We start from the raw sequence: 19,401 nt of genomic DNA, 5'->3' as shown, positions 1-19,401 counted from the left end.
TACTGTCTAACCAGTTGCGCCAAGGAGGCACCATGGACTACAAGATTACCGGCTACGAGCCCGCCCAGCTGTTCCATTTCTTTGAGGAGGTCAGCGCGATCCCCCGCGGGTCTGGCAACGAGAAGGGCATCAGCGATTTTCTGGTCGCGTTTGCCAAGGAGCGCGGCCTCGATGTGTACCAGGACGAGGTCTACAACGTCATCATTCGCAAGCCCGCATCTGCCGGTGCCGAGAATGCCCCGACCGTGATGCTGCAGGGCCACATCGATATGGTGTGCGACAAGTTGGGCTCCGTTGAGCACGACTTTACGACCGACGGTATCGACCTGGTCGTCAAGGACGGCGTCCTCACCGCTAACGGCACCACTCTGGGCGCCGACAACGGTATTGCCGTCGCTCTGATGCTCACTGTTCTCGATGACGATTCGATCATTCACCCCGCCCTCGAGTGCGTGTTCACCACCGACGAGGAGACTGGCCTGGTCGGCGCCGAGACGCTCGACAAGTCCCAGATTAGCGCCCGCACCATGATTAACCTCGACTCCGAGGAAGAGGGCGTGGCCACCGTCAGCTGCGCCGGCGGCGTCGTCGTTACCTACACCTGCCCAATCGTACGCGAGCACAAGACCGGTAGCACCCTCACGCTCGACATCTCCGGCCTGCTGGGCGGCCACTCCGGCAGCGATATCAACCTGGAGCGCGGCAACGGCAACCTCATCATGGCCCGCATCATCGACCGCCTGATGGTTGCCGGCGAGCCCGCCATCGTTAGCTTTAACGGCGGCACCAAGGACAACGCCATCAACCGTGAGTGCAAGGCTGTTCTGGTCTACGCCGACCACGCTGCAGCCGAGGCCGCGGCCCAGATCGCAAAGGGCATCATCGCCGACGTTACTGCCGAGCTCGAGGTCTTCGACCCCGGCTTTACCTGCACGGTTGAGATTGCCGACAACACTGAGGTCGAGGCCATGGACCAGAAGTCCGCGCTTGCCCTCATCCGCGCCCTGCGTCTTGCTCCTAACGGCGTGATTCGCCGCAACGTCGCCACCGACGGCTCCGTCGAGGTTTCCTCCAACATCGGCGTGGTTGCCACCTCTGACGACCAAGTCAAGATCATGCTGTCCCCGCGCTCCTCGATTACCTCGCTACAGAACGAGTTCAAGGATCGTCTGCAGACGCTTGCCGATGTCCTGGGCTTCGACGCCAAGTTTGAGTTCGAGTATCCCGGTTGGAGCTATGCTGAGCATTCGCCGGTCCGCGACGTCTTTGTCGAGAGCTATCGCGAGCTCTTTGGCTCCGAGCTGCGCATCGAGTCCATTCACGCCGGCCTTGAGTGCGGCCTGTTTGCCGAGGCCCTGCACGGCCTGGACGCCATCGCCGTGGGCCCGACGCTCTCCGATGTCCACACCCCGGACGAGAGCATGGAGCTCGCTTCTGCCGAGCGCTTCTACGAGCTGCTCATCGACGTCCTAAAGCGCCTCGCTGCGTAAAGGTTCGCTAGCAGCAGTCCGAGCCACGTGCTGGTGGATTGCAAATGACATTGCGTGAGGGGGCACCCGAGCTTTTGCGACGGGTGCCCCCTCTCTTCTTTTGGGAAATGGGAGATTACGGACACCTAGCCCATATCCGCCTTGATGAGGTCGAGGGCGCGCTGGCAGTTTTCGCGGACGGGGCCGAGCATGTGCTCGCGCAGGTCCGCCATGCCGGGCAGGTCGGCGTATTCGTCCATGACCTCTTCCATGCAAATGGGTACCTCGTAGGCGAGGTCCATCATGGTCGCAAAGCAAAACTTCTCGGATAGCCCGGCATCGGTGAGCGCCGCCTCCAGCGCGGGGTCGCCCATACCGTGGTATCGGCGGATAGCGCCTGGACCGAAGCGCCCCACACGATTTTCGCCGCCAACGCTCATGGCAAGGCGCGCTTTTCGCCGCATGCGTTCGTATGCCAGCCCCGATGCAACGTCATACATACGGGCCATCATAGCTGTGCCGCCGTTTCCAAGAAGCAGGGAATAGTTCTTCGCATGCGCGTCCGGTGCGCCGATGATGGCGTTAAAGAAAAGTATCTGCGTAAACAGATACAGGTTAAGTTGATGGTGGCTCGTATTGACGAGGAGTTCCTGAATATCGCGTGCGGTCGGGCCGCCGTCTGCCGTGTACTTTTGAGCGGGCATCACTCCAAGAGCCTGACAGAGGTCTTCTTGGTGTAGACGCATGATTGTTCCGTCTTTGACTTTCACGCGGTCATATCGCTCAACAATGAGGGCGGGTTCGTCCTCAAATAAGCGATACTCAACGTTCGCCGTTGCGATACCCGCGCGCTGGGCGCTTTTCATGCAGACAAACTCATTCAGAGCCTCGAGTTTAAATCCGATAACGCCATTTTTGAAAATATGCGTCGTGGGCGAGGAACCTACGCATTCGCACCAGCGACCGTCTATGAACGCGAGCGCGAACTTGCCCTGATTGCCTCCGAGTGACCAACTTTCATCTAGACCCATCCACGATGCATCGCGGTCATCTCTGATCGACTTGAGACGGAGAGCAATTTCGTGGTCGTCTATAGGGCGGTATTCGCCAGCGCGATGCAGGACGGCATCGGCATCTTCTTCGGCACAAAACTGCACTCCGCCCGGACAGTCGAGTCCGATATGGCTGAGCAACGCAACGGGATTGTTGGGCCTAACGTCGAATTCGGCGGCAATCGCTTTTCGCTGGTCCTCGCTGTCGGGTAGAAGGCCAAACAGGTACGGATTCATGACCTGTTGTCCGTATGTGCGATTCGATACGGGTATGTTGGTCGATAGGGCTGGCCCGTCATAGTCATGATCGTAGGTAAAACTGATAAGACCGTTCTCATCTTGCGTGAGCGTTCCCGCAGGTACGTCGCAAATAATGGTCCGAAGTGATGTTCTGGCCATTGGCTATTTCCCTTCGGGCTTGGTTTGGTTAGATACGTTTGCGGCAATCGAGACTCCGAGATTGGACATGGCGAAATCGGCGAAGACCTCGTCGTAGAGTGCGGATGTAAAGGGGGCATCTGCAAGAGCCGGAATGGGGGTACTACGACGGTTGCGATGATGAGGACGTTGAGTGTGATGGCGCCTGGGGATGCTGCGAGGCAGCGGATTGGCATGCGGGGCGTCGACTGGTCGCTCGTTTTTCGCTTCGCCGATATCCCCTTGAGCGGCGAGTGCCAGTCCAAGAGCATTGAAAATCGTCAGCAGCTTGTCGAGTCGAATGCCGGTGGCGTCTCCTAGCTCGAGCGATGCGAGCAGACGCTCCGAAACACCGGCTTTTTTAGCGAGGGTCGCACGGGTGATTCCCTGCGACTCGCGTGCCTGACGCACATAGATGCCAGCTTGGCGCGGCGTGGTGATGGGAAGGGTATCCATGGCGATCTCCAACATGCAGACTTTTGCATATCAGTATGACATGCAAAAGTCTGCACGAAAAGGCCTCATGCAAAACTCTGCATAAGGCCTCTACATTGACGTTGAGCTTATGAGAGGCGTTTTTATATCGTGAGAATCCCCAGATGCTCAAGCAAGATCTTAAGCCCGATGAGGATGAGCACGACGCCACCCACGATGGTGGCGGGTTTTTCGTAGCGCGCGCCAAAGGTGTGGCCGATCGCTACGCCGGCGACGGAGAAGATAAACGTTGTGACGCCGATAAGCGATACAGCGGGAACGATGTCAACCGAGAGCGCCGCAAACGAGATGCCTACGGCTAGGGCGTCGATTGAGGTAGCGATGGCGAGGATCAGGTATTCTACCAGGTCAATCTTTTCGGCATCCTTGTCGTCGCCTTCGTCCTCATCTTCGTCTTCGGAAAAGGCTTCCCACAGCATTTTGCCGCCGATAAAGGCCAGAAGGATAAAGGCGATCCAATGGTCGATCGGTCCGATGATGCCCATGAATTGACTGCCGAGCGCCCATCCGATTACGGGCATGCCGGCCTGGAAGCCGCCAAAGAATAGGCCGAGCACCACGGCGACTTTAAGGTTGATCTTTTTCATGCCGAGACCCTTGCAGATGGAAACGGCAAAAGCGTCCATCGAAAGGCCAACGGCGAGCAGCACGAGCTCTGCGAGTCCCATAGTCTGGCTCCCTCTCTGCGGGCGAGCCCGATTACGCGACTACTCCCTCATTAATATGAGACCCGATGCTACCACACGAGCAGTCAAAAGAACCCCGTCCCAAATGAGCTACCTAAGCGGTGTTCGCTCATTCTGTAAGCATCGGATTTCGCAAGCGCTGCGGGGACAAACCGTGAGAAACTATTTAGCGTTTATGGAGCGTATACGATGGGAGCGATGCCTTGGATAAGAACGAGCTGCAAAAGCGTATGGAACAGGCCATCCGCCTGACGGCACCTGGTCAGCCGATCCGCACCGCCCTCGACATGATCATCGCCGGTCACCTGGGCGCCCTTATCTGCGTCGGCGACACCGAAAACGTGCTCGCTGCCGGTAACGACGGCTTCCCGCTCAACATTTCGTTCACCTCGAACCGTCTGTTCGAGCTCTCCAAGATGGACGGTGCCATCGTCATCGACGGCGACCTCACCCAGATCCTGCGCGCCAACTTCCACCTCAATCCCGATCCCTCGCTTGCCACGAGCGAGACGGGCATGCGTCACCGCACCGCCGCTCGCATGTCGGTGCTCACCGATGCCATCGTGATCTCGGTCTCGGCCCGTCGTGCCGTCGTCAACGTGTACGTCCACGGCAAGAGCTACGAGATCCAGCCCGTCACCACCATCATGAGTTCGGTCAACCAGCTCGTCGCCACGCTCCAGACTACCCGTCAGTCGCTCGATCGCTCCCTGCTGCGCCTAACGGCCCTCGAGCTCGACGACTACGTCACACTCGCCGACATTACCGGTATTTTCTCGAGCTTCGAGATCATGCAGCAGGCAAAGACCGAGCTTAAGGATTGCATTGTCAAGCTGGGTAACCAGGGTAAGCTCGTGCAGATGCAGCTCGAGCAGCTCGCGGGCTCCAGCATGGATACCGAATACGACTTGATGATCCGCGACTACGCGAGCGATTCCTCTGAGGCCAACGCCGAGAAGATTCGCGCCGAGCTGAGCCGTATGACGCCTAAGGACCTGTCCGACCCGCAGCACGTGGCGGCAGTTCTGGGCTATGACGACTTGGACGAGGACTCCGTCATGACGCCGCTGGGCCTGCGCACGCTTTCGCGCGTGTCCGTCGTGCGCGACGGCGTGGCCGAGAAGATCGTCGACGAGTACGGCTCGCTGCAGGAGCTCATGGACGACATCAGCGAGGATCCGGAGCGCTTGGGCGACTTTGGCGTCAACAACCCTGCCATTCTTGCGGACTCGCTGTACCGCATGAAGGGCACCAAACAGGGGAACGCATAATGGCGCCCGTATGCGCCGTGGTCGTTGCCGGCGGCAGCGGCCAGCGCTTTGGAAATCCCGGCGGCAAGCAGCTCGTTAATGTGGCGGGCCGTCCGCTCATGAGCTGGTCCATCCGCGCGTTCGATCGTAGCGATAAGGTCGGCCATATCGTCGTGGTTTGCCCTGCCGAGCGCCGTGCCGAGATGCGCCGCCTGGCCATTGACCCGTTTGACTATGACACGCCCATCAGCTTTGCCGATGCCGGCGATACCCGTCAGGATTCCACCCGTGCCGGCGTGCATGCGGTTCCGGCGGGTTTCGAATATGTCGCCATCCACGACGGCGCTCGTCCGCTCATTACGACCGAGGCCATCGACCACGCTATCGACGTGCTCGTGAGCGACCGTGCCCTCGACGGTGTCGTGTGCGGTCAGCCCGCGATCGACACGCTCAAGATCGTTGACGGCGATAATATCGTCGAGACGCCGCCGCGTGAACTCTACTGGGCAGCGCAGACGCCGCAGATCTTTAGCGTCGATGCTATGAAGCGCGCCCACGCTGCAGCCATTGCCGAGGGCTTTATCGGTACCGATGATTCGTCGCTGGTCGAGCGCATGGGTGGGCGCGTCCGCTGCGTCCAGAGCCCACGCGATAACCTTAAGGTGACGGTGCCCGAGGACCTGCGTCCCGTAACCGCGATTCTGCTTGGCCGCATGGCCGAGGGAGAGGACCTTCCCCATGTTCAGTAACCTGCGCATTGGCCATGGCTACGACGTTCACCGTCTGGTGGAGGGGCGTCGATGTATCATCGGCGGTGTCGACATTCCCTACGAGCGCGGCCTGCTGGGCCACTCGGATGCCGATGTGCTCGCGCACGCCTTGGCCGACGCCATTCTGGGCGCCTGCCGTGGGGGAGACATCGGCAAGCTATTCCCCGACACCGATCCCGCCTACGAGGGTGCCGATTCGATGGTGCTGCTTGCCCGCGTGATGGACTATGCGCGTGAGCTGGGCTTTGAGTTTGTCGATGCCGATTGCACCATTGCCTGCCAGCAGCCTAAGATCACCCCGCATCGCGATGCCATGCGCGCCAACCTTGCCCATGCCCTGGGCGTTGACGTCGAAAACGTGGGCGTCGCCGCCACTACGACCGAAAAGCTCGGTTGGGAAGGCCAGGGCGAGGGAATCGGCGCCTGGGCCGTCTGCCTGCTACAGAAAACCGTTAAGGAGTAACGAATGCGTATCTACAACAGCGCTACCCATAAAAAGGAAGAGTTCCAGCCCATCGAGTCCGGCAAGGTCCGCATGTACGTGTGCGGCCCCACGGTCTACGACAACATCCACATCGGCAACGCCCGTACGTTCATCAGCTTTGACGTGATTCGCCGCTGGCTCATCGCGAGCGGTTACGAGGTCACGTTCGCCCAGAACCTCACCGATGTCGACGACAAGATCATCAAGCGCGCCAACGAGCAGGGCCGTACGGCCGCCGAGGTCGCGACGGAGTTCTCCGACAAGTTCATCGGCGTCATGCGCGCCGCCAACGTGCTCGATCCCGATGTGCGCCCCCGCGCCACCAAGGAGATCGGCCCCATGATCGCCATGATCAAGACGCTTATCGAGCAGGGCCACGCTTACGCAGCCGATAACGGCGACGTGTACTTTGCCGTGCGCAGCGATCCCAACTATGGTCAGGTCTCGGGCCGCAACATCGACGACCTTATGGTTGGCGCGCGCATCGAGGAGAACGAGGACAAGAACGACCCGCTCGACTTTGCCCTGTGGAAGGCCGCCAAGCCCGGCGAGCCCAGCTGGCCGAGCCCCTGGGGCGAGGGCCGTCCCGGTTGGCACACCGAGTGCGCCGCCATGGTGCATCGCTACCTGGGCACTCCGATCGACATCCACGGCGGCGGCTCCGACCTTGCCTTCCCGCATCACGAGAACGAGTGCGCCCAGGCCACCTGCGCCTGGCACCAGGGCTTCTCCAACACCTGGATGCACACGGGCATGCTGCTGGTAGACGGCGAGAAGATGTCCAAGTCGCTCGGCAACTTCTTTACGCTGGCCGAGGTCCTCGAGCAGCACTCCGCTGCCGCCCTGCGCCTGCTGATGCTGCAGACGAGCTATCGCTCGCCGCTCGACTTTTCTTGGGAGCGCCTGGAGGGTGCCGAGAACTCGCTCACGCGTATCGCCGGTACGGTCGAGAACCTGCGTTGGGCCGCGAACCACGCGACGGCCGATGCCGACGAAGCGGCTGCCGAGGCGTTTGCCGCCAAGGCCGCCGAGACCCGCACCACCTTTAAGGAGTGCATGGATGACGACTTTAACACCGCCGGTGCCATGGGTGCTGTCTTTGGCTTTGTGACCGAGTGCAACCAGTACCTGGAGCAGGCGGGCGATGCTGCCGACAAGGCCGCTGCCCTGGCCGCCGCCGATACGCTGGTCGAGCTGCTCGATACGTTTGGCGTCGAGCTTCCCGAGCCCAAGGTCGAGCTGCCGCTGGGCCTGCTGGGCGTTGCCGCCGGCCTGGTCGCCTACACGGGCGACGACGTGGACGAGGCTGCTGCCAAGATTCTCGAGGCCCGCGCCGAGGCCCGTGCCGCCAAGAACTGGGATCTGGCCGACGCCATCCGCGACCAGCTCAAGGACCTGGGCCTCACCATTGAGGATACCGCCGCCGGCACTCGTATCAAATCTCTCTAATCCCCGCGGGTTTCCCAAGCACCCGACCTTGCCGTTCAAACCGTCGCTCGCGTACTCAAGTACGCGTCGCTCCTCTTTCACGGCAATCTCGGGCACTTGGAAAACCCGTACCGACCGCCCGAATTAATATTCATGGGCGGTCGTTTATTTTGTTTCGTTTGATAGTTGTATTTAGGAGGTCGCTTTATGGCCGACAATCGCAAGCGTGCGCCTCGTGGCGGCAAGCAGGCTGCTTCTGGCTCGCGTCCGATTCGCCGCAATGATCGCGCTGCCGCTCCCAAGGGCCAGCGCGATCGCACCCAGGCCGCACGTCCGCAGCGCGATCGCAACCGCGACGCTGTCCAGGCTCCCAAGGGCGAGTTTATCGAAGGTCGTCGTGCTGCCGCCGAGGCGCTACGCACTGGTTTTCCCATCAAGTGCGCGCTCATTGCCGAGGGCGGGGAGCGCGATGCCGCCTTGTCGCGCCTGGTCGATGACCTCAACGCCGCGGGCGTCCGCATTAAGTTCGTTCCACGCGCGCAGCTCGATGCGCTGTCGAGCCATGGCGCTCACCAGGGCATTGCGCTCGAGGTTGGCAACTTCCCCTATGCCGATGTCGCCGACATCCTCGATCGCGCGGGCGACGGCCCGGCGCTTGTCGTTGTGCTCGACCATGTGACCGACGACGGTAACTTTGGCGCCATCGTGCGCTCTGCCGAGGTTGTGGGCGCAGCGGGCGTCATCATCGCCAACAAACGAGCCGCCGGCGTAACGGTGGGTAGCTACAAGACTTCTGCCGGCGCCGTTATGCATCTGCCCATCGCGCAGGTCCCCAATATCGCTCGTGCGCTCGATGACCTCAAAGCCGCCGGTTTTTGGGTGGGCGGTGCCTCTGAGCACGCCGAGGGCAGCTGCTGGGATGCCCCCTTCGAGGGCCGCGTGGCACTCGTCATGGGTTCCGAGGGCGACGGCATCTCGCGTCTGGTGCTCGAGAAATGCGACTTTTTGACCAAGCTTCCCCAGCGCGGCATGACCGAGAGCCTCAATGTTGCCCAGGCGACTACGGCCCTCTGCTTTGAGTGGCTGCGCCGCAACGCCGGCGAGCTCATGGGGGAGGAGTAGCGCATGTCCAAAAAGAACCGTGCCAAGTCCAAGGCCAAGCGCTTTGGCGAGGGCTCGGCCAAGCCGATTGTTTCGGCCGCGACCTATGGCGTGGGCGGCAATGCGTTTGCGCAGGCTATCGCTGACCCGGTCTCGACGGTGCACTCCAACAAGCCCGAGCTTTTGGTGGTCGACGGCTACAACGTGATCCACTGCACGCCGCGCTACGAAAAGCTCGTATACGACCATTCCGACGATCCGTATTCCAGCGACGTTCACGATATGGCGCGCACCGCCCTCATCAACGACGTCGCCGCCTTTGCCCAGGGCCGCTACGAGGCCGTGATCGTGTTTGACGGCGCGGGCAATATCTCCAGCGAGCGTCCCAACCTGCCGGCCCGCGGCGTGCGCATCGAGTTTTCGCCGACGGGTGTCTCTGCCGATACCGTGGTGCAGAAGCTCTGCATCGAGGCACGCGAGGAAGGCCGCGCATGCTCCGTGGTGTCGAGTGACGGCACAATCCAGGCCGTCGTCATGGGCAAGGGTGTTACGCGCATCTCGAGCCGTATGCTGGTGGACGAGATCAAGCAGATCGATAACGACGTTCACGAGGCAGAGGAAGCTCCGCAGATCAAGATGACTCTGGGCAGTCGCCTGAGCCCCGATGCCCTGGCCAAGCTCAAGGCCCTTCGTGGCCGGTAGGGGAGTATCTGTAGAGACCAGCTACTCGGCTGGTCAATTCACTGACTTGTAGTTGTTGGGTTGTGGACTTGCCGTCGCCAAAACGAATAGTTTTTTGTTTTGGCGAACAGATAAAACTATTCGTTCTGGCGAATAGTTTTGAGATGTGGTCGGTCGAAGGGTCTGTTGCGCCCCGTCCGCAATTCCTTTATTCTTAACAGGCTTCGCGCGAAAGCGCCAAGTGTGCCAGTGTGGCGCAACGGTAGCGCAACTGATTTGTAATCAGTGGGTTGCAGGTTCGATTCCTGTCACTGGCTCCATGAGAGTTTCGGGCTCTGTTCCTTATGGGACAGGGCCCGTTTCTATTTATGTCGATAAGTAGCGGGTTTGGCGTCAACCAGGCTTCAGGTTTGTCTCGATCTGTAACACGAAGGGGCGGAAAACCGTTCTTACTGTTACAGAATGAGACGTGAGCTGGGGTGTCTGCGTAATATCTCAATCTGTAACAGATAGGGGAGGAATAACCCTCTTACTGTTACAGATTGAGATGAAAACGATGAGGCCCCTGGTCTACTTGATCGGGCGAGGATTTTCGGACGAACGAGCGTGGAAAATCTCCCGCCTAGTGAATGAGCGTGGATAATCTGCCACTTTGGCCTTGGGGGTACGCCAAAAGTGGGAGATTATCCACGCTCGATTCTGCCGGACCCCGATCACGACCTATATATAGGTGCAAATGAGCCGTTATCGAAGTTCGTTCCCGCCGGAGTACTCCACCGTGACAAAGTGCTCCCTCGGGAAATGTCACCAGTGCAGCAAAATCCACCGTCCTTCATATTCAAACTCAGCAAAACAGCAGGTCAAAGGTATATAGATACGCCCGGCACCGTGTATCTAGAGGTTTTCGTTGACAGCCCCCAAGGTTGCATCGTATTATCTTTTTCGTTCGCGGGGGCGGCGGTCCAAAAGACCAAAGGACCTGCGGATACTTGAACGATTGGGAGTTTGCCCGAGTGGTTAATGGGGACGGGCTGTAAACCCGTTGGCTCTGCCTACATAGGTTCGAATCCTATAGCTCCCACCCGTCAAGTGCCTGTATAGCTCAGTCGGTAGAGCACTTCGTTGGTAACGAAGAGGTCACCAGTTCAAGTCTGGTTGCAGGCTCCATCCGGCGGTGTAGCTCAGTTGGTTAGAGCACACGGTTCATACCCGTGGCGTCACTGGTTCGAATCCAGTCACCGCTACCATAGGTAACACGGTGGCTTCTCAATAGTATGTTGAGAGGCCACTATGGTATAAAGGCAAAGTCCCGTCCGGGGACGACCTGTTTAGAGGAGGGCTTTATGGCCAAAGAGAAGTTTGAGCGCACTAAGCCGCATGTTAACATCGGCACCATTGGTCACGTCGACCACGGCAAGACCACGCTGACCGCTGCCATCACCAAGGTTCTCTCCGAGACCGAGGGCTGCAAGGCTGACTTCACTGCGTTCGAGAACATCGACAAGGCTCCCGAGGAGCGCGAGCGCGGCATTACGATCTCCGTCTCCCACGTCGAGTACGAGACTGCTGCCCGTCACTACGCTCACGTTGACTGCCCGGGCCACGCTGACTACGTCAAGAACATGATCTCCGGTGCTGCTCAGATGGACGGCGCTATCCTGGTCATCGCTGCTACCGACGGCCCCATGGCTCAGACCCGCGAGCACATCCTGCTCGCCCGTCAGGTCGGCGTTCCTTACATCGTCGTCTTCCTGAACAAGTGCGACATGGTCGACGATGACGAGCTCATCGACCTCGTCGAGATGGAGACCCGTGAGCTCCTCTCCGAGTACGATTTCCCCGGCGACGACATCCCCGTCATCCGTGGTTCCGCTCTGGGCGCTCTCGAGGGCGACGCCAAGTGGATGGACGCCATTCGCGAGCTCATGAACGCTGTCGACGAGTACATCCCGACGCCTGCTCGTAACAACGACCTCCCGTTCCTGATGGCTGTTGAGGACGTTATGACCATCTCCGGCCGTGGTACCGTTGCTACCGGCCGTGTCGAGCGCGGTGAGCTCAAGCTCAACGAGCCCGTCGAGATCGTCGGCATCAAGGATACCCAGAACACCGTTGTCACCGGTATCGAGATGTTCCGTAAGTCCATGGACTTCTGCGAGGCTGGCGACAACGTCGGTCTGCTGCTCCGCGGCATCAAGCGCGAGGACATCGAGCGCGGCCAGGTTCTCTGCAAGCCCGGTTCGGTTACCCCGCACACCAAGTTCACCGGCGAGATCTACGTTCTGACCAAGGAGGAGGGCGGCCGTCACACCCCGTTCTTCGATGGTTATCGTCCTCAGTTCTACTTCCGTACCACCGACGTTACCGGTACGGTCAAGCTCCCCGAGGGCACCGAGATGGCTATGCCTGGTGACCACATCACCATCGAGGGCGACCTCATCCACCCGATCGCCATGGAGGAGGGCCTGCGTTTCGCTATCCGCGAGGGTGGCCACACCGTCGGTTCGGGCATCGTCTCCACGATCATTGAGTAAATTAGCTCTTTGATATAGCTGACTTAGAGAACCCGGCACTTATATGGGTGCCGGGTTCTTTTCTGCAATGGATATTGAGCCGTTGCTGGTGTCGAGAGGATCGACAATGGTCCTGGGCGCACCGTCGATTAGCTCTCGTTGGCTTCATTGATGTGTTCCAAATATGAATGGATCCACCGAGAACCAATTGATTCGAGGTTTTCATTGACAGCACTTATATAGAGCTGATAAAGTACCAACTCGTGCCCGTACGGGGCGGAAATGAAAGGTTCAGGATACATGCGTACTCTAGTTACTCTTGCGTGCACTGAGTGCAAGCGCCGCAACTATACGACCACCAAGAACAAGTCGACCATGCCTGATCGTATGGAGATCAAGAAGTATTGCCCCTGGTGCCGTCACCACACGCTGCACAAAGAGACTCGCTAGTCTCTAGTCACATACGCCAGTAGTTCAATTGGTAGAGCATCGGTCTCCAAAACCGAGTGTTGAGGGTTCGAGTCCTTCCTGGCGTGCCAGTCATTATTCCGTAAGCTCCCAATTGGGGGCTTACGGTTTACTCATGTATAAGCGCATTGCGCGGAGGTAACCCAAATGGCCAACAAGAAGAACAAGAAGAAGGCTCAGCAGCCGGCATCTGCCAACAACGCTGCCGCCAACTCCAAGGTTGAGGCCAAGAAGGCCGTTGCCAAGAAGAACGAGAAGGCTGCGAAGTCCAAGAAGAACGAGAAGCCTGGTTTCTTCGCCCGTACCAAGAAGTATTTCGCCTCGGTGAAGTCCGAGATGAAGCGTGTCACGTGGCCCGATAAGAAGGAGCTCGTGAACTACTCGGTCGTCGTTTGCGCTTCTCTGATCGTCGTCGGCGTCGTCATCGCTCTGCTCGATGCTGGCTTTGGCGAGGCTCTTGCTCTGTTCTCTGGATTGAGGGGCTAAACCATGTCTAAGCGTTGGTACGTCGTTCACACTTACTCTGGATACGAGAACCGCGTTAAGTCCGATCTCGAGCATCGCATCGAGACCATGGGCATGCAGGACCGTATCTTTGATATCGAGATTCCTATGGAGCGCGTCACCGAGATTAAAGAGGGTGGCAAGCGCGAGACCAAGGATTCCAAGATCTTCCCGGGTTATGTCCTGGTCCGCATGGAGATGGATGACGATGCTTGGACGTGTGTTCGCAACACGCCTGGCGTCACCGGTTTCCTAGGCGGCAACGGCAAGCCCGCTCCGCTTTCCCGTGACGAGTACAACAAGATGACTCGTCGTCCCGGTAAGGGCGATTCGCCCAAGCGCACCTCGGTTGATATTCAGGTCGGCACGTCCGTCCGCGTCACCGATGGCCCGCTTACCGACTTTGATGGCAAGGTCTCCGAGGTTAACACCGAGGCTGGCAAGCTCAAGGTCACGCTGATGATCTTTGGCCGCGAGACGCCGGTCGAGCTCGACTTTAACCAGGTCGCTGTCATCGCTTAAGTTTTTGTCCGTTCGCGCGAGCGTGCTTCTTCTGTGACTGCTCATCTCAGGAGTGCTTCTAACACGTGCGTGCTTACGATATAGCAAGTACTTCACACTCGTGATTCGAAAGGAATGACCATGGCTGAGAAGAAGGTTGCCAACGTCATTAAGCTCCAGATTCCTGCTGGTGCAGCTAACCCCGCTCCTCCCGTCGGTCCCGCCCTGGGCGCTGCTGGCGTGAACATCATGCAGTTCTGCCAGGCCTTTAACGCCGAGACGCAGGACAAGAAGGGTGACATCATCCCCGTTGAGATCTCTGTCTACGAGGATAAGTCCTTCTCCTTCATCACCAAGACCCCGCCGGCGGCTCACCTCATCAAGAAGGAGCTGAACCTCAAGTCTGGTTCCGCTAAGCCCCAGGCCGACAAGGTTGGTCAGCTCTCCCAGGAGCAGCTTACCAAGATCGCCGAGATCAAGATGCCGGACCTCAATGCCAACGACATTGACGCCGCCAAGAAGATCATCGCCGGTACCGCCCGTTCCATGGGCGTCACCATCGCTGAGTAGCGATTTCTTTAGGTAATGACGGGTGCCCCGACCGGGGCGCCCGTTATATGTGTGCAATAGGGCACACGATACGATGTGGGAGGGCATAAGCCCGTTTAACCACAGGAGGTAATGCACATGGCTAAGCATGGTAAGAGCTATAACGCCGCTGCCGAGAAGATCGACCGCGCTACGCTCTACACCCCCCTTCAGGCTGCCAAGCTCATCAAGGAGCTCGACACCGCCAAGTTCGACGAGACCGTCGAGGCCCACTTCCGTCTGGGCATCGATACTCGTAAGGCTGACCAGAACATCCGTGGTTCCATCTCTCTGCCCCACGGCACCGGCAAGACCGTTCGTGTTGCCGTCTTCGCCGAGGGCGAGAAGGCCCGCGAGGCCGAGGCCGCTGGTGCCGACATCATCGGTTCCGACGAGCTCGTCGCCCAGATCCAGAAGGGCGAGATCAACTTCGACGCCGCTATCGCTACGCCGAACATGATGGCCAAGGTTGGCCGCATCGGTAAGATCCTTGGTCCCCGTGGCCTCATGCCGAACCCTAAGCTCGGCACCGTTACCATGGACGTCGCCAAGATGGTCTCCGAGCTCAAGGCCGGCCGCGTTGAGTATCGCGCCGACCGCTACGGCATCTGCCACGTGCCCCTGGGCAAGAAGTCCTTCTCTGAGCAGCAGCTCGTCGAGAACTACGCTGCCCTGTACACCGAGATCCTGCGCGTCAAGCCCTCTTCTGCTAAGGGTAAGTACGTCAAGTCCATCTCCGTGTCTTCCACCATGGGCCCTGGCATCAAGGTCGATCCCGCTGTCCAGCGCGACTTCCTGGCTGAGTAACTTTTAGTTACTGCCTGAGCAAAGCAAGCATTGCTAAAGAAACCCGGTTCTGCCTCGTGCAGGGCCGGGTTTCTTGCTATCGCGACACCAAAACCACCACAAAGAGGACAGGTGCCTTTGTGGTGGTTTTGCCCCGGACGGACCAAAATCGCCGTTGCGCATCGTTTCGTCTGTGTTACACTTTAGCGCGATGTAGTGAATACCCGAGGCCGAGAGGAGCCGAACATGTTTAAGAACACGCAGCAGCTCCTAGGCCTAGCGCTACTAGATGGGATAGCGCGCTAGGGTTGTAATCTCGCTATAACGATGAGTTGTACCCGGGTGCGCTATCGTCCGCCGCTTTTGGGCGTGATGAGCGACACGGGTATTTTTCTATCTTGGGGCACTCCATCTCTCCTGAAAGCCATCTGTATCTCAGGCCTATCAGGAGGAAATCATGAGCCGCAAAATCGCAATCTTTGACACCACCCTGCGCGACGGAGAGCAGTCTCCCGGCGCCAGCATGAATACCGAGGAGAAGCTCGTCATCGCGCGTCAGCTCGTGCGCATGAACGTGGACGTTATCGAGGCGGGCTTTCCCATCTCGAGCCCCGGTGATTTTCGCTCGGTGCAGGAGATCGGCAAGATCGCGGGCGACCGTTGCACGGTATGCGGTCTCACCCGCGCGGTAGACAGGGACATCGAGGTGGCCGCAGAAGCCCTCAAAATGGCTCAGAGGCCCCGTATCCACACCGGTCTGGGTGTGAGTCCCAGCCATCTGCGCGACAAGCTCCATATGACCGAGGATGAGGCTATTGAACGCGCCATTCACGCCGTGAAGCATGCTCGCAAGTTTGTCGACGATGTTGAGTTTTATGCCGAGGACGCGGGCCGCTCCGATCAGGAGTTCCTTGTCCGCATTATCGAGGCTGCAGTCAAGGCCGGCGCCACGGTCGTGAACATCCCTGACACCACGGGCTACAACATGCCCTGGGAGTTCGGTGCTCGTATCCGTGACCTGCGCGAGCGCGTGGCCGGTATCGAGGACGTCACGATCTCGGTCCACACCCATAACGATCTGGGCATGGCCACCGCGCTTGCGCTCGAGGCCGTTCGCAATGGCGCAACGCAGATCGAGTGCACGATCAATGGCCTGGGTGAGCGCGCGGGCAACACGGCGCTCGAGGAGGTCGTGATGGCCATGAAGATGCACGAGCAGGATTTGGACGCCCACACCGACATCGTGACGACCGAGCTCACGCGCGCCTCCAAGCTCGTCAGCTCCATCACTGGCATTAACGTGCAGCCCAATAAGTCCATCGTGGGCGCCAACGCCTTCGCCCACAGCTCGGGCATTCATCAGGACGGCGTGCTCAAGGCGCGCGATACCTACGAAATCATCGATCCCAAGGACGTGGGCGCCGCCGGTTCCGAGATCATCCTTTCGGCACGCTCGGGTCATGCGGCGCTGCGCCACCGCCTCGCCGAGCTGGGCTATACCTTTGCCGACGAGGAGTTCGAGGCCATTTACCAGCGCTTCCTGGAGATTGCCGACCAAAAGAAGGAAGTCTTTGACGAGGATCTGGAGTCGATGATCCAGGAGCGTCAGCGCGAGGTCAAAGCTATCTACACGCTCGATGCACTTCAGGTCTCCTGCGGCGATCCGCTCATTCCTACGGCCACCGCAACCATTACCGACGAGGAGGGCGTGACCCACGTGGTGTGCTCGACAGGCACCGGCCCGGTCGATGCGGCGTACAAGGCGGTCGACAAGGCAATCTCGGCCCACGGCGAGCTGACGGAGTTCAACGTCAAGGCCATCACGCGCGGCATCGATGCCATTGGCGAGGTGACGGTGCGTATTACCGCCGAGGACGGCAAGATCTATACCGGCCGCGGTGCGGATACCGACATTATCGTGAGCTCGGCCAAGGCTTACATCAACGCCATCAACCGCATGATCCAGACCAATCGTTCCAAGGCGGGCAAGTAACGATATTTGGCAGGGCGCAAGCCCGCATGAGAGGGGAATCACATGGCACGTTCCATGACCGTAGCAGAGAAGATTTTGGCAGCACATGCAGGCCTGGACGAGGTAAAGCCGGGGCAGCTGGTCGAGTGCGACCTGGATATTGTGCTCGCCAACGACATTACCGCGCCCATTGCGATCGACGTTTTCCGCGAGCTGGGCGCGATCGAGGTGTTCGATCGCGACCGCATTTGCCTGGTGCCCGACCACTATGCGCCCAACAAGGACATCAAGAGCGCCGAGCAGACCAAGAAGATGCGCGATTTCGCGCACGAGCAGCATGTGACGCACTACTACGAGCAGGGGTGCGCAGGTATTGAGCATGCTCTGCTGCCCGAGCGCGGCGTGGTGGTACCGGGCGACCTGATCATCGGCGCGGATTCGCATACCTGCACCTATGGCGCGCTGGGTGCGTTCTCGACAGGCGTTGGCTCGACGGACGCCGGCGTGGGCATTGCGACGGGTCGTGCCTGGTTTAAGGTGCCGCCGACGATTCGCTTTGAGATTAACGGCGAGCTCACGGACGGCGCTACAGCCAAGGACATCATCTTGCACATCATCGGCATGATCGGCGTTGATGGCGCCCTCTACCAGGCAATGGAGTTTGCCGGCAGCACCATCGAGGGCCTGTCGATGGAAGGTCGTATGACCATCTCGAACATGGCGATCGAGGCGGGTGGCAAGGCGGGCATTATCGAGGTCGATGACGTTGCCCGCACCTGGCTCAGGGGACGTTGCGAGCGCGATTACGTTGAGTACCATGCCGATCCGGATGCCGAGTATGCCCAGGTCATTGCTATCGACGCCGCAGACATTAAACCGTGCGTGTCGTGGCCGCATCTGCCGAGCAACACCCATCCGGTGAGTGAGAGCCGCCATATCACGATTGACCAGGCGGTCATTGGCTCATGCACCAACGGCCGCATTGAGGACATGCGTGCAGCGGCCGAGGTCATGCGCGGCCATAAGGTTGCCGACGGCGTGCGCTGCATTGTGATTCCGGCGACGCAGGCGGTCTTCCGTCAGTGCATGAAGGAGGGCCTGACCGACATCTTCCTGGATGCCAACTGCGTGTTCTCGACGCCCACGTGCGGTCCGTGCTTGGGTGGTTACATGGGCATCCTGGCGGCGGGGGAGCGGTGCGTCTCCACGACCAACCGCAACTTTGTCGGACGCATGGGCGACCCCACGTCCGAGGTCTATCTGGCCTCGCCGGCTGTTGCTGCCGCTTCTGCTGTGGCGGGGCATATCTGTCTGCCGAGCGACCTGTAAGGGCTACGGGGCCCTTCGACCTTTGCTCGCTACTGCGAACAGTCCTGGCTCGCACGGAGGCCACATTTAGTGGCCTCCGGCTCGTGCGGAACTTGTATCGAGCAAAGGTCGAAGGCCCTGCAGTTATGAGGTCTGACATGACATGTTTGCCACGGTAGGGGTTGCCGTACTGCTGGGTGGGGCCAGATGGACCCGCGCCGTGGAAAGGTCTTATCTGATATTGAACCATTAGCTTTTTTTGTAGTCGAAACGAGAACGAGGGATTTGATATTTGCTCGCGTTGAGTTCCGCACGAGCCGGAGAGCACTTAATGTGCTCTCCGTGCGAGCAGGACTGTCCGAATAAGCAAGTAAATATCAAATCCCCCACATCCCATTTTTGAACGGAGAACGATATGAACTTTGAAGGCAAGGTTTTTAAGTATGGGCGCGATGTCGATACTGATGTGATTATTCCGGCTCGATATCTCAACTCGTCGGATCATACTCATCTCGCGGCGCATGCTATGGAGGATATTGATCCGTCATTTGCCGCCACCGTTAAGCCCGGTGACATCATTGTGGCTGAGGAGAACTTTGGGTGTGGATCTTCGCGTGAGCATGCTCCGGTTGCTATTAAGGCTGCTGGGGTGTCGTGCGTCATCGCTAAGAGCTTTGCGCGTATTTTCTATCGCAATGCCATTAACGTTGGCCTGCCCATTATGGAATGTCCTGAGGCGGTCGACGCGATTGACGCCGGTGATGCGGTGAAGGTTGATACCGAGGCGGGTGTCATTACCAATGAGCGTACCGGCGAGAGCTTTACGGCTGAGCCGTTTCCGCCGTTTATTGCCGAGATTATCGAGGCCGGCGGCCTGGTCGCGCGCACGCGTGCCAAGATTGCCGCGGCAAAGGCTCAGGAGGCGTAG

General features: G+C 59.2%; 19 protein-coding genes and 5 tRNA genes. 21 read left to right on the top strand and 3 right to left on the bottom strand.

The features are described 5' to 3' along the window. The first annotated feature begins 32 nt into the window (after positions 1–32). Entirely contained in the window at positions 33–1,490 is a 1,458-nt protein-coding gene (locus OIL88_09290; protein ID HJI72548.1) for an aminoacyl-histidine dipeptidase, read from the top strand. 125 nt (positions 1,491–1,615) lie between these two features. On the opposite strand, the gene OIL88_09285 is transcribed toward OIL88_09290, so the two are convergent. The 3 genes from OIL88_09285 to OIL88_09275 form a co-directional block, all read right to left on the bottom strand. Further along, positions 1,616–2,920, bottom strand: coding sequence for a type II toxin-antitoxin system HipA family toxin (locus OIL88_09285; protein HJI72547.1), 1,305 nt, complete (start codon positions 2,918–2,920; stop codon positions 1,616–1,618). Positions 2,921–2,923: 3 nt separating this feature from the next. Further along, positions 2,924–3,394, bottom strand: coding sequence for a helix-turn-helix domain-containing protein (locus OIL88_09280; GenBank protein ID HJI72546.1), 471 nt, complete (start codon positions 3,392–3,394; stop codon positions 2,924–2,926). A 122-nt stretch (positions 3,395–3,516) separates the two neighbouring features. Continuing rightward, on the bottom strand, positions 3,517–4,101 hold the full coding sequence (locus OIL88_09275; GenBank protein HJI72545.1) for a manganese efflux pump MntP family protein: 585 nt from the start codon (positions 4,099–4,101) through the stop codon (positions 3,517–3,519). Between the two features lie 221 nt (positions 4,102–4,322). Between OIL88_09275 and disA the strand changes: the two genes are divergently transcribed. The 20 genes from disA to leuD all read left to right on the top strand — a co-directional run bounded on the left by disA (position 4,323) and on the right by leuD (position 19,401). Continuing rightward, on the top strand, positions 4,323–5,390 hold the full coding sequence (gene disA, locus OIL88_09270) for a DNA integrity scanning diadenylate cyclase DisA (GenBank protein ID HJI72544.1): 1,068 nt from the start codon (positions 4,323–4,325) through the stop codon (positions 5,388–5,390). Continuing rightward, complete coding sequence (gene ispD, locus OIL88_09265; GenBank protein HJI72543.1) at positions 5,390–6,118, top strand: 2-C-methyl-D-erythritol 4-phosphate cytidylyltransferase; 729 nt, start codon at positions 5,390–5,392, stop codon at positions 6,116–6,118. The genes disA and ispD overlap by 1 nt, the downstream gene beginning before the upstream one ends. Next, positions 6,108–6,602, top strand: a complete 495-nt coding sequence (gene ispF, locus OIL88_09260) for a 2-C-methyl-D-erythritol 2,4-cyclodiphosphate synthase (GenBank protein ID HJI72542.1) — start codon at positions 6,108–6,110, stop codon at positions 6,600–6,602. Before ispD ends, ispF begins: the two co-directional genes overlap by 11 nt. 3 nt (positions 6,603–6,605) lie before the next feature. Continuing rightward, complete coding sequence (gene cysS / locus OIL88_09255) at positions 6,606–8,072, top strand: cysteine--tRNA ligase (GenBank protein HJI72541.1); 1,467 nt, start codon at positions 6,606–6,608, stop codon at positions 8,070–8,072. A 186-nt stretch (positions 8,073–8,258) separates the two neighbouring features. Further along, positions 8,259–9,173: a 23S rRNA (guanosine(2251)-2'-O)-methyltransferase RlmB gene (rlmB, locus tag OIL88_09250; protein ID HJI72540.1), complete on the top strand. Its 915-nt coding sequence runs from the start codon at positions 8,259–8,261 to the stop codon at positions 9,171–9,173. A gap of 3 nt (positions 9,174–9,176) precedes the next feature. Further along, positions 9,177–9,854, top strand: coding sequence for an NYN domain-containing protein (locus tag OIL88_09245; GenBank protein HJI72539.1), 678 nt, complete (start codon positions 9,177–9,179; stop codon positions 9,852–9,854). A 224-nt stretch (positions 9,855–10,078) separates the two neighbouring features. After that, a tRNA-Thr gene (locus OIL88_09240) sits at positions 10,079–10,153 on the top strand. A gap of 679 nt (positions 10,154–10,832) precedes the next feature. After that, positions 10,833–10,914: transfer RNA gene (locus OIL88_09235), tRNA-Tyr, on the top strand. Positions 10,915–10,924: 10 nt separating this feature from the next. Further along, positions 10,925–11,000: transfer RNA gene (locus OIL88_09230), tRNA-Thr, on the top strand. 3 nt (positions 11,001–11,003) lie between these two features. Next, a tRNA-Met gene (locus tag OIL88_09225) sits at positions 11,004–11,080 on the top strand. A gap of 96 nt (positions 11,081–11,176) precedes the next feature. Then, entirely contained in the window at positions 11,177–12,367 is a 1,191-nt protein-coding gene (gene tuf / locus OIL88_09220; GenBank protein ID HJI72538.1) for an elongation factor Tu, read from the top strand. Positions 12,368–12,646: 279 nt separating this feature from the next. After that, entirely contained in the window at positions 12,647–12,796 is a 150-nt protein-coding gene (rpmG, locus tag OIL88_09215; protein HJI72537.1) for a 50S ribosomal protein L33, read from the top strand. 13 nt (positions 12,797–12,809) lie between these two features. Beyond that, a tRNA-Trp gene (locus tag OIL88_09210) sits at positions 12,810–12,885 on the top strand. 76 nt (positions 12,886–12,961) lie between these two features. After that, a complete protein-coding gene (secE, locus tag OIL88_09205) occupies positions 12,962–13,300 on the top strand; it encodes a preprotein translocase subunit SecE (protein ID HJI72536.1) in 339 nt (112 codons plus the stop codon). Between the two features lie 3 nt (positions 13,301–13,303). Further along, positions 13,304–13,840: a transcription termination/antitermination protein NusG gene (nusG, locus tag OIL88_09200; GenBank protein ID HJI72535.1), complete on the top strand. Its 537-nt coding sequence runs from the start codon at positions 13,304–13,306 to the stop codon at positions 13,838–13,840. Between the two features lie 120 nt (positions 13,841–13,960). Then, positions 13,961–14,389 (top strand): 50S ribosomal protein L11, encoded by a 429-nt coding sequence (gene rplK / locus OIL88_09195; protein HJI72534.1) that lies wholly within the window; start codon positions 13,961–13,963, stop codon positions 14,387–14,389. Between the two features lie 117 nt (positions 14,390–14,506). Continuing rightward, positions 14,507–15,214 (top strand): 50S ribosomal protein L1, encoded by a 708-nt coding sequence (gene rplA / locus OIL88_09190; protein ID HJI72533.1) that lies wholly within the window; start codon positions 14,507–14,509, stop codon positions 15,212–15,214. A 436-nt stretch (positions 15,215–15,650) separates the two neighbouring features. Next, on the top strand, positions 15,651–17,186 hold the full coding sequence (locus tag OIL88_09185) for a 2-isopropylmalate synthase (protein HJI72532.1): 1,536 nt from the start codon (positions 15,651–15,653) through the stop codon (positions 17,184–17,186). Between the two features lie 42 nt (positions 17,187–17,228). Next, positions 17,229–18,494, top strand: coding sequence for a 3-isopropylmalate dehydratase large subunit (leuC, locus tag OIL88_09180; protein HJI72531.1), 1,266 nt, complete (start codon positions 17,229–17,231; stop codon positions 18,492–18,494). A gap of 394 nt (positions 18,495–18,888) precedes the next feature. After that, positions 18,889–19,401: a 3-isopropylmalate dehydratase small subunit gene (leuD, locus tag OIL88_09175; GenBank protein ID HJI72530.1), complete on the top strand. Its 513-nt coding sequence runs from the start codon at positions 18,889–18,891 to the stop codon at positions 19,399–19,401.

It is taken from the genome of Coriobacteriaceae bacterium, from assembly GCA_025992855.1.
GTDB lineage: Bacteria > Actinomycetota > Coriobacteriia > Coriobacteriales > Coriobacteriaceae > Collinsella.
The sequence above is the reverse complement of the archived record's forward strand: the minus strand, read 5'-3'. Positions and strand labels throughout refer to the sequence as shown.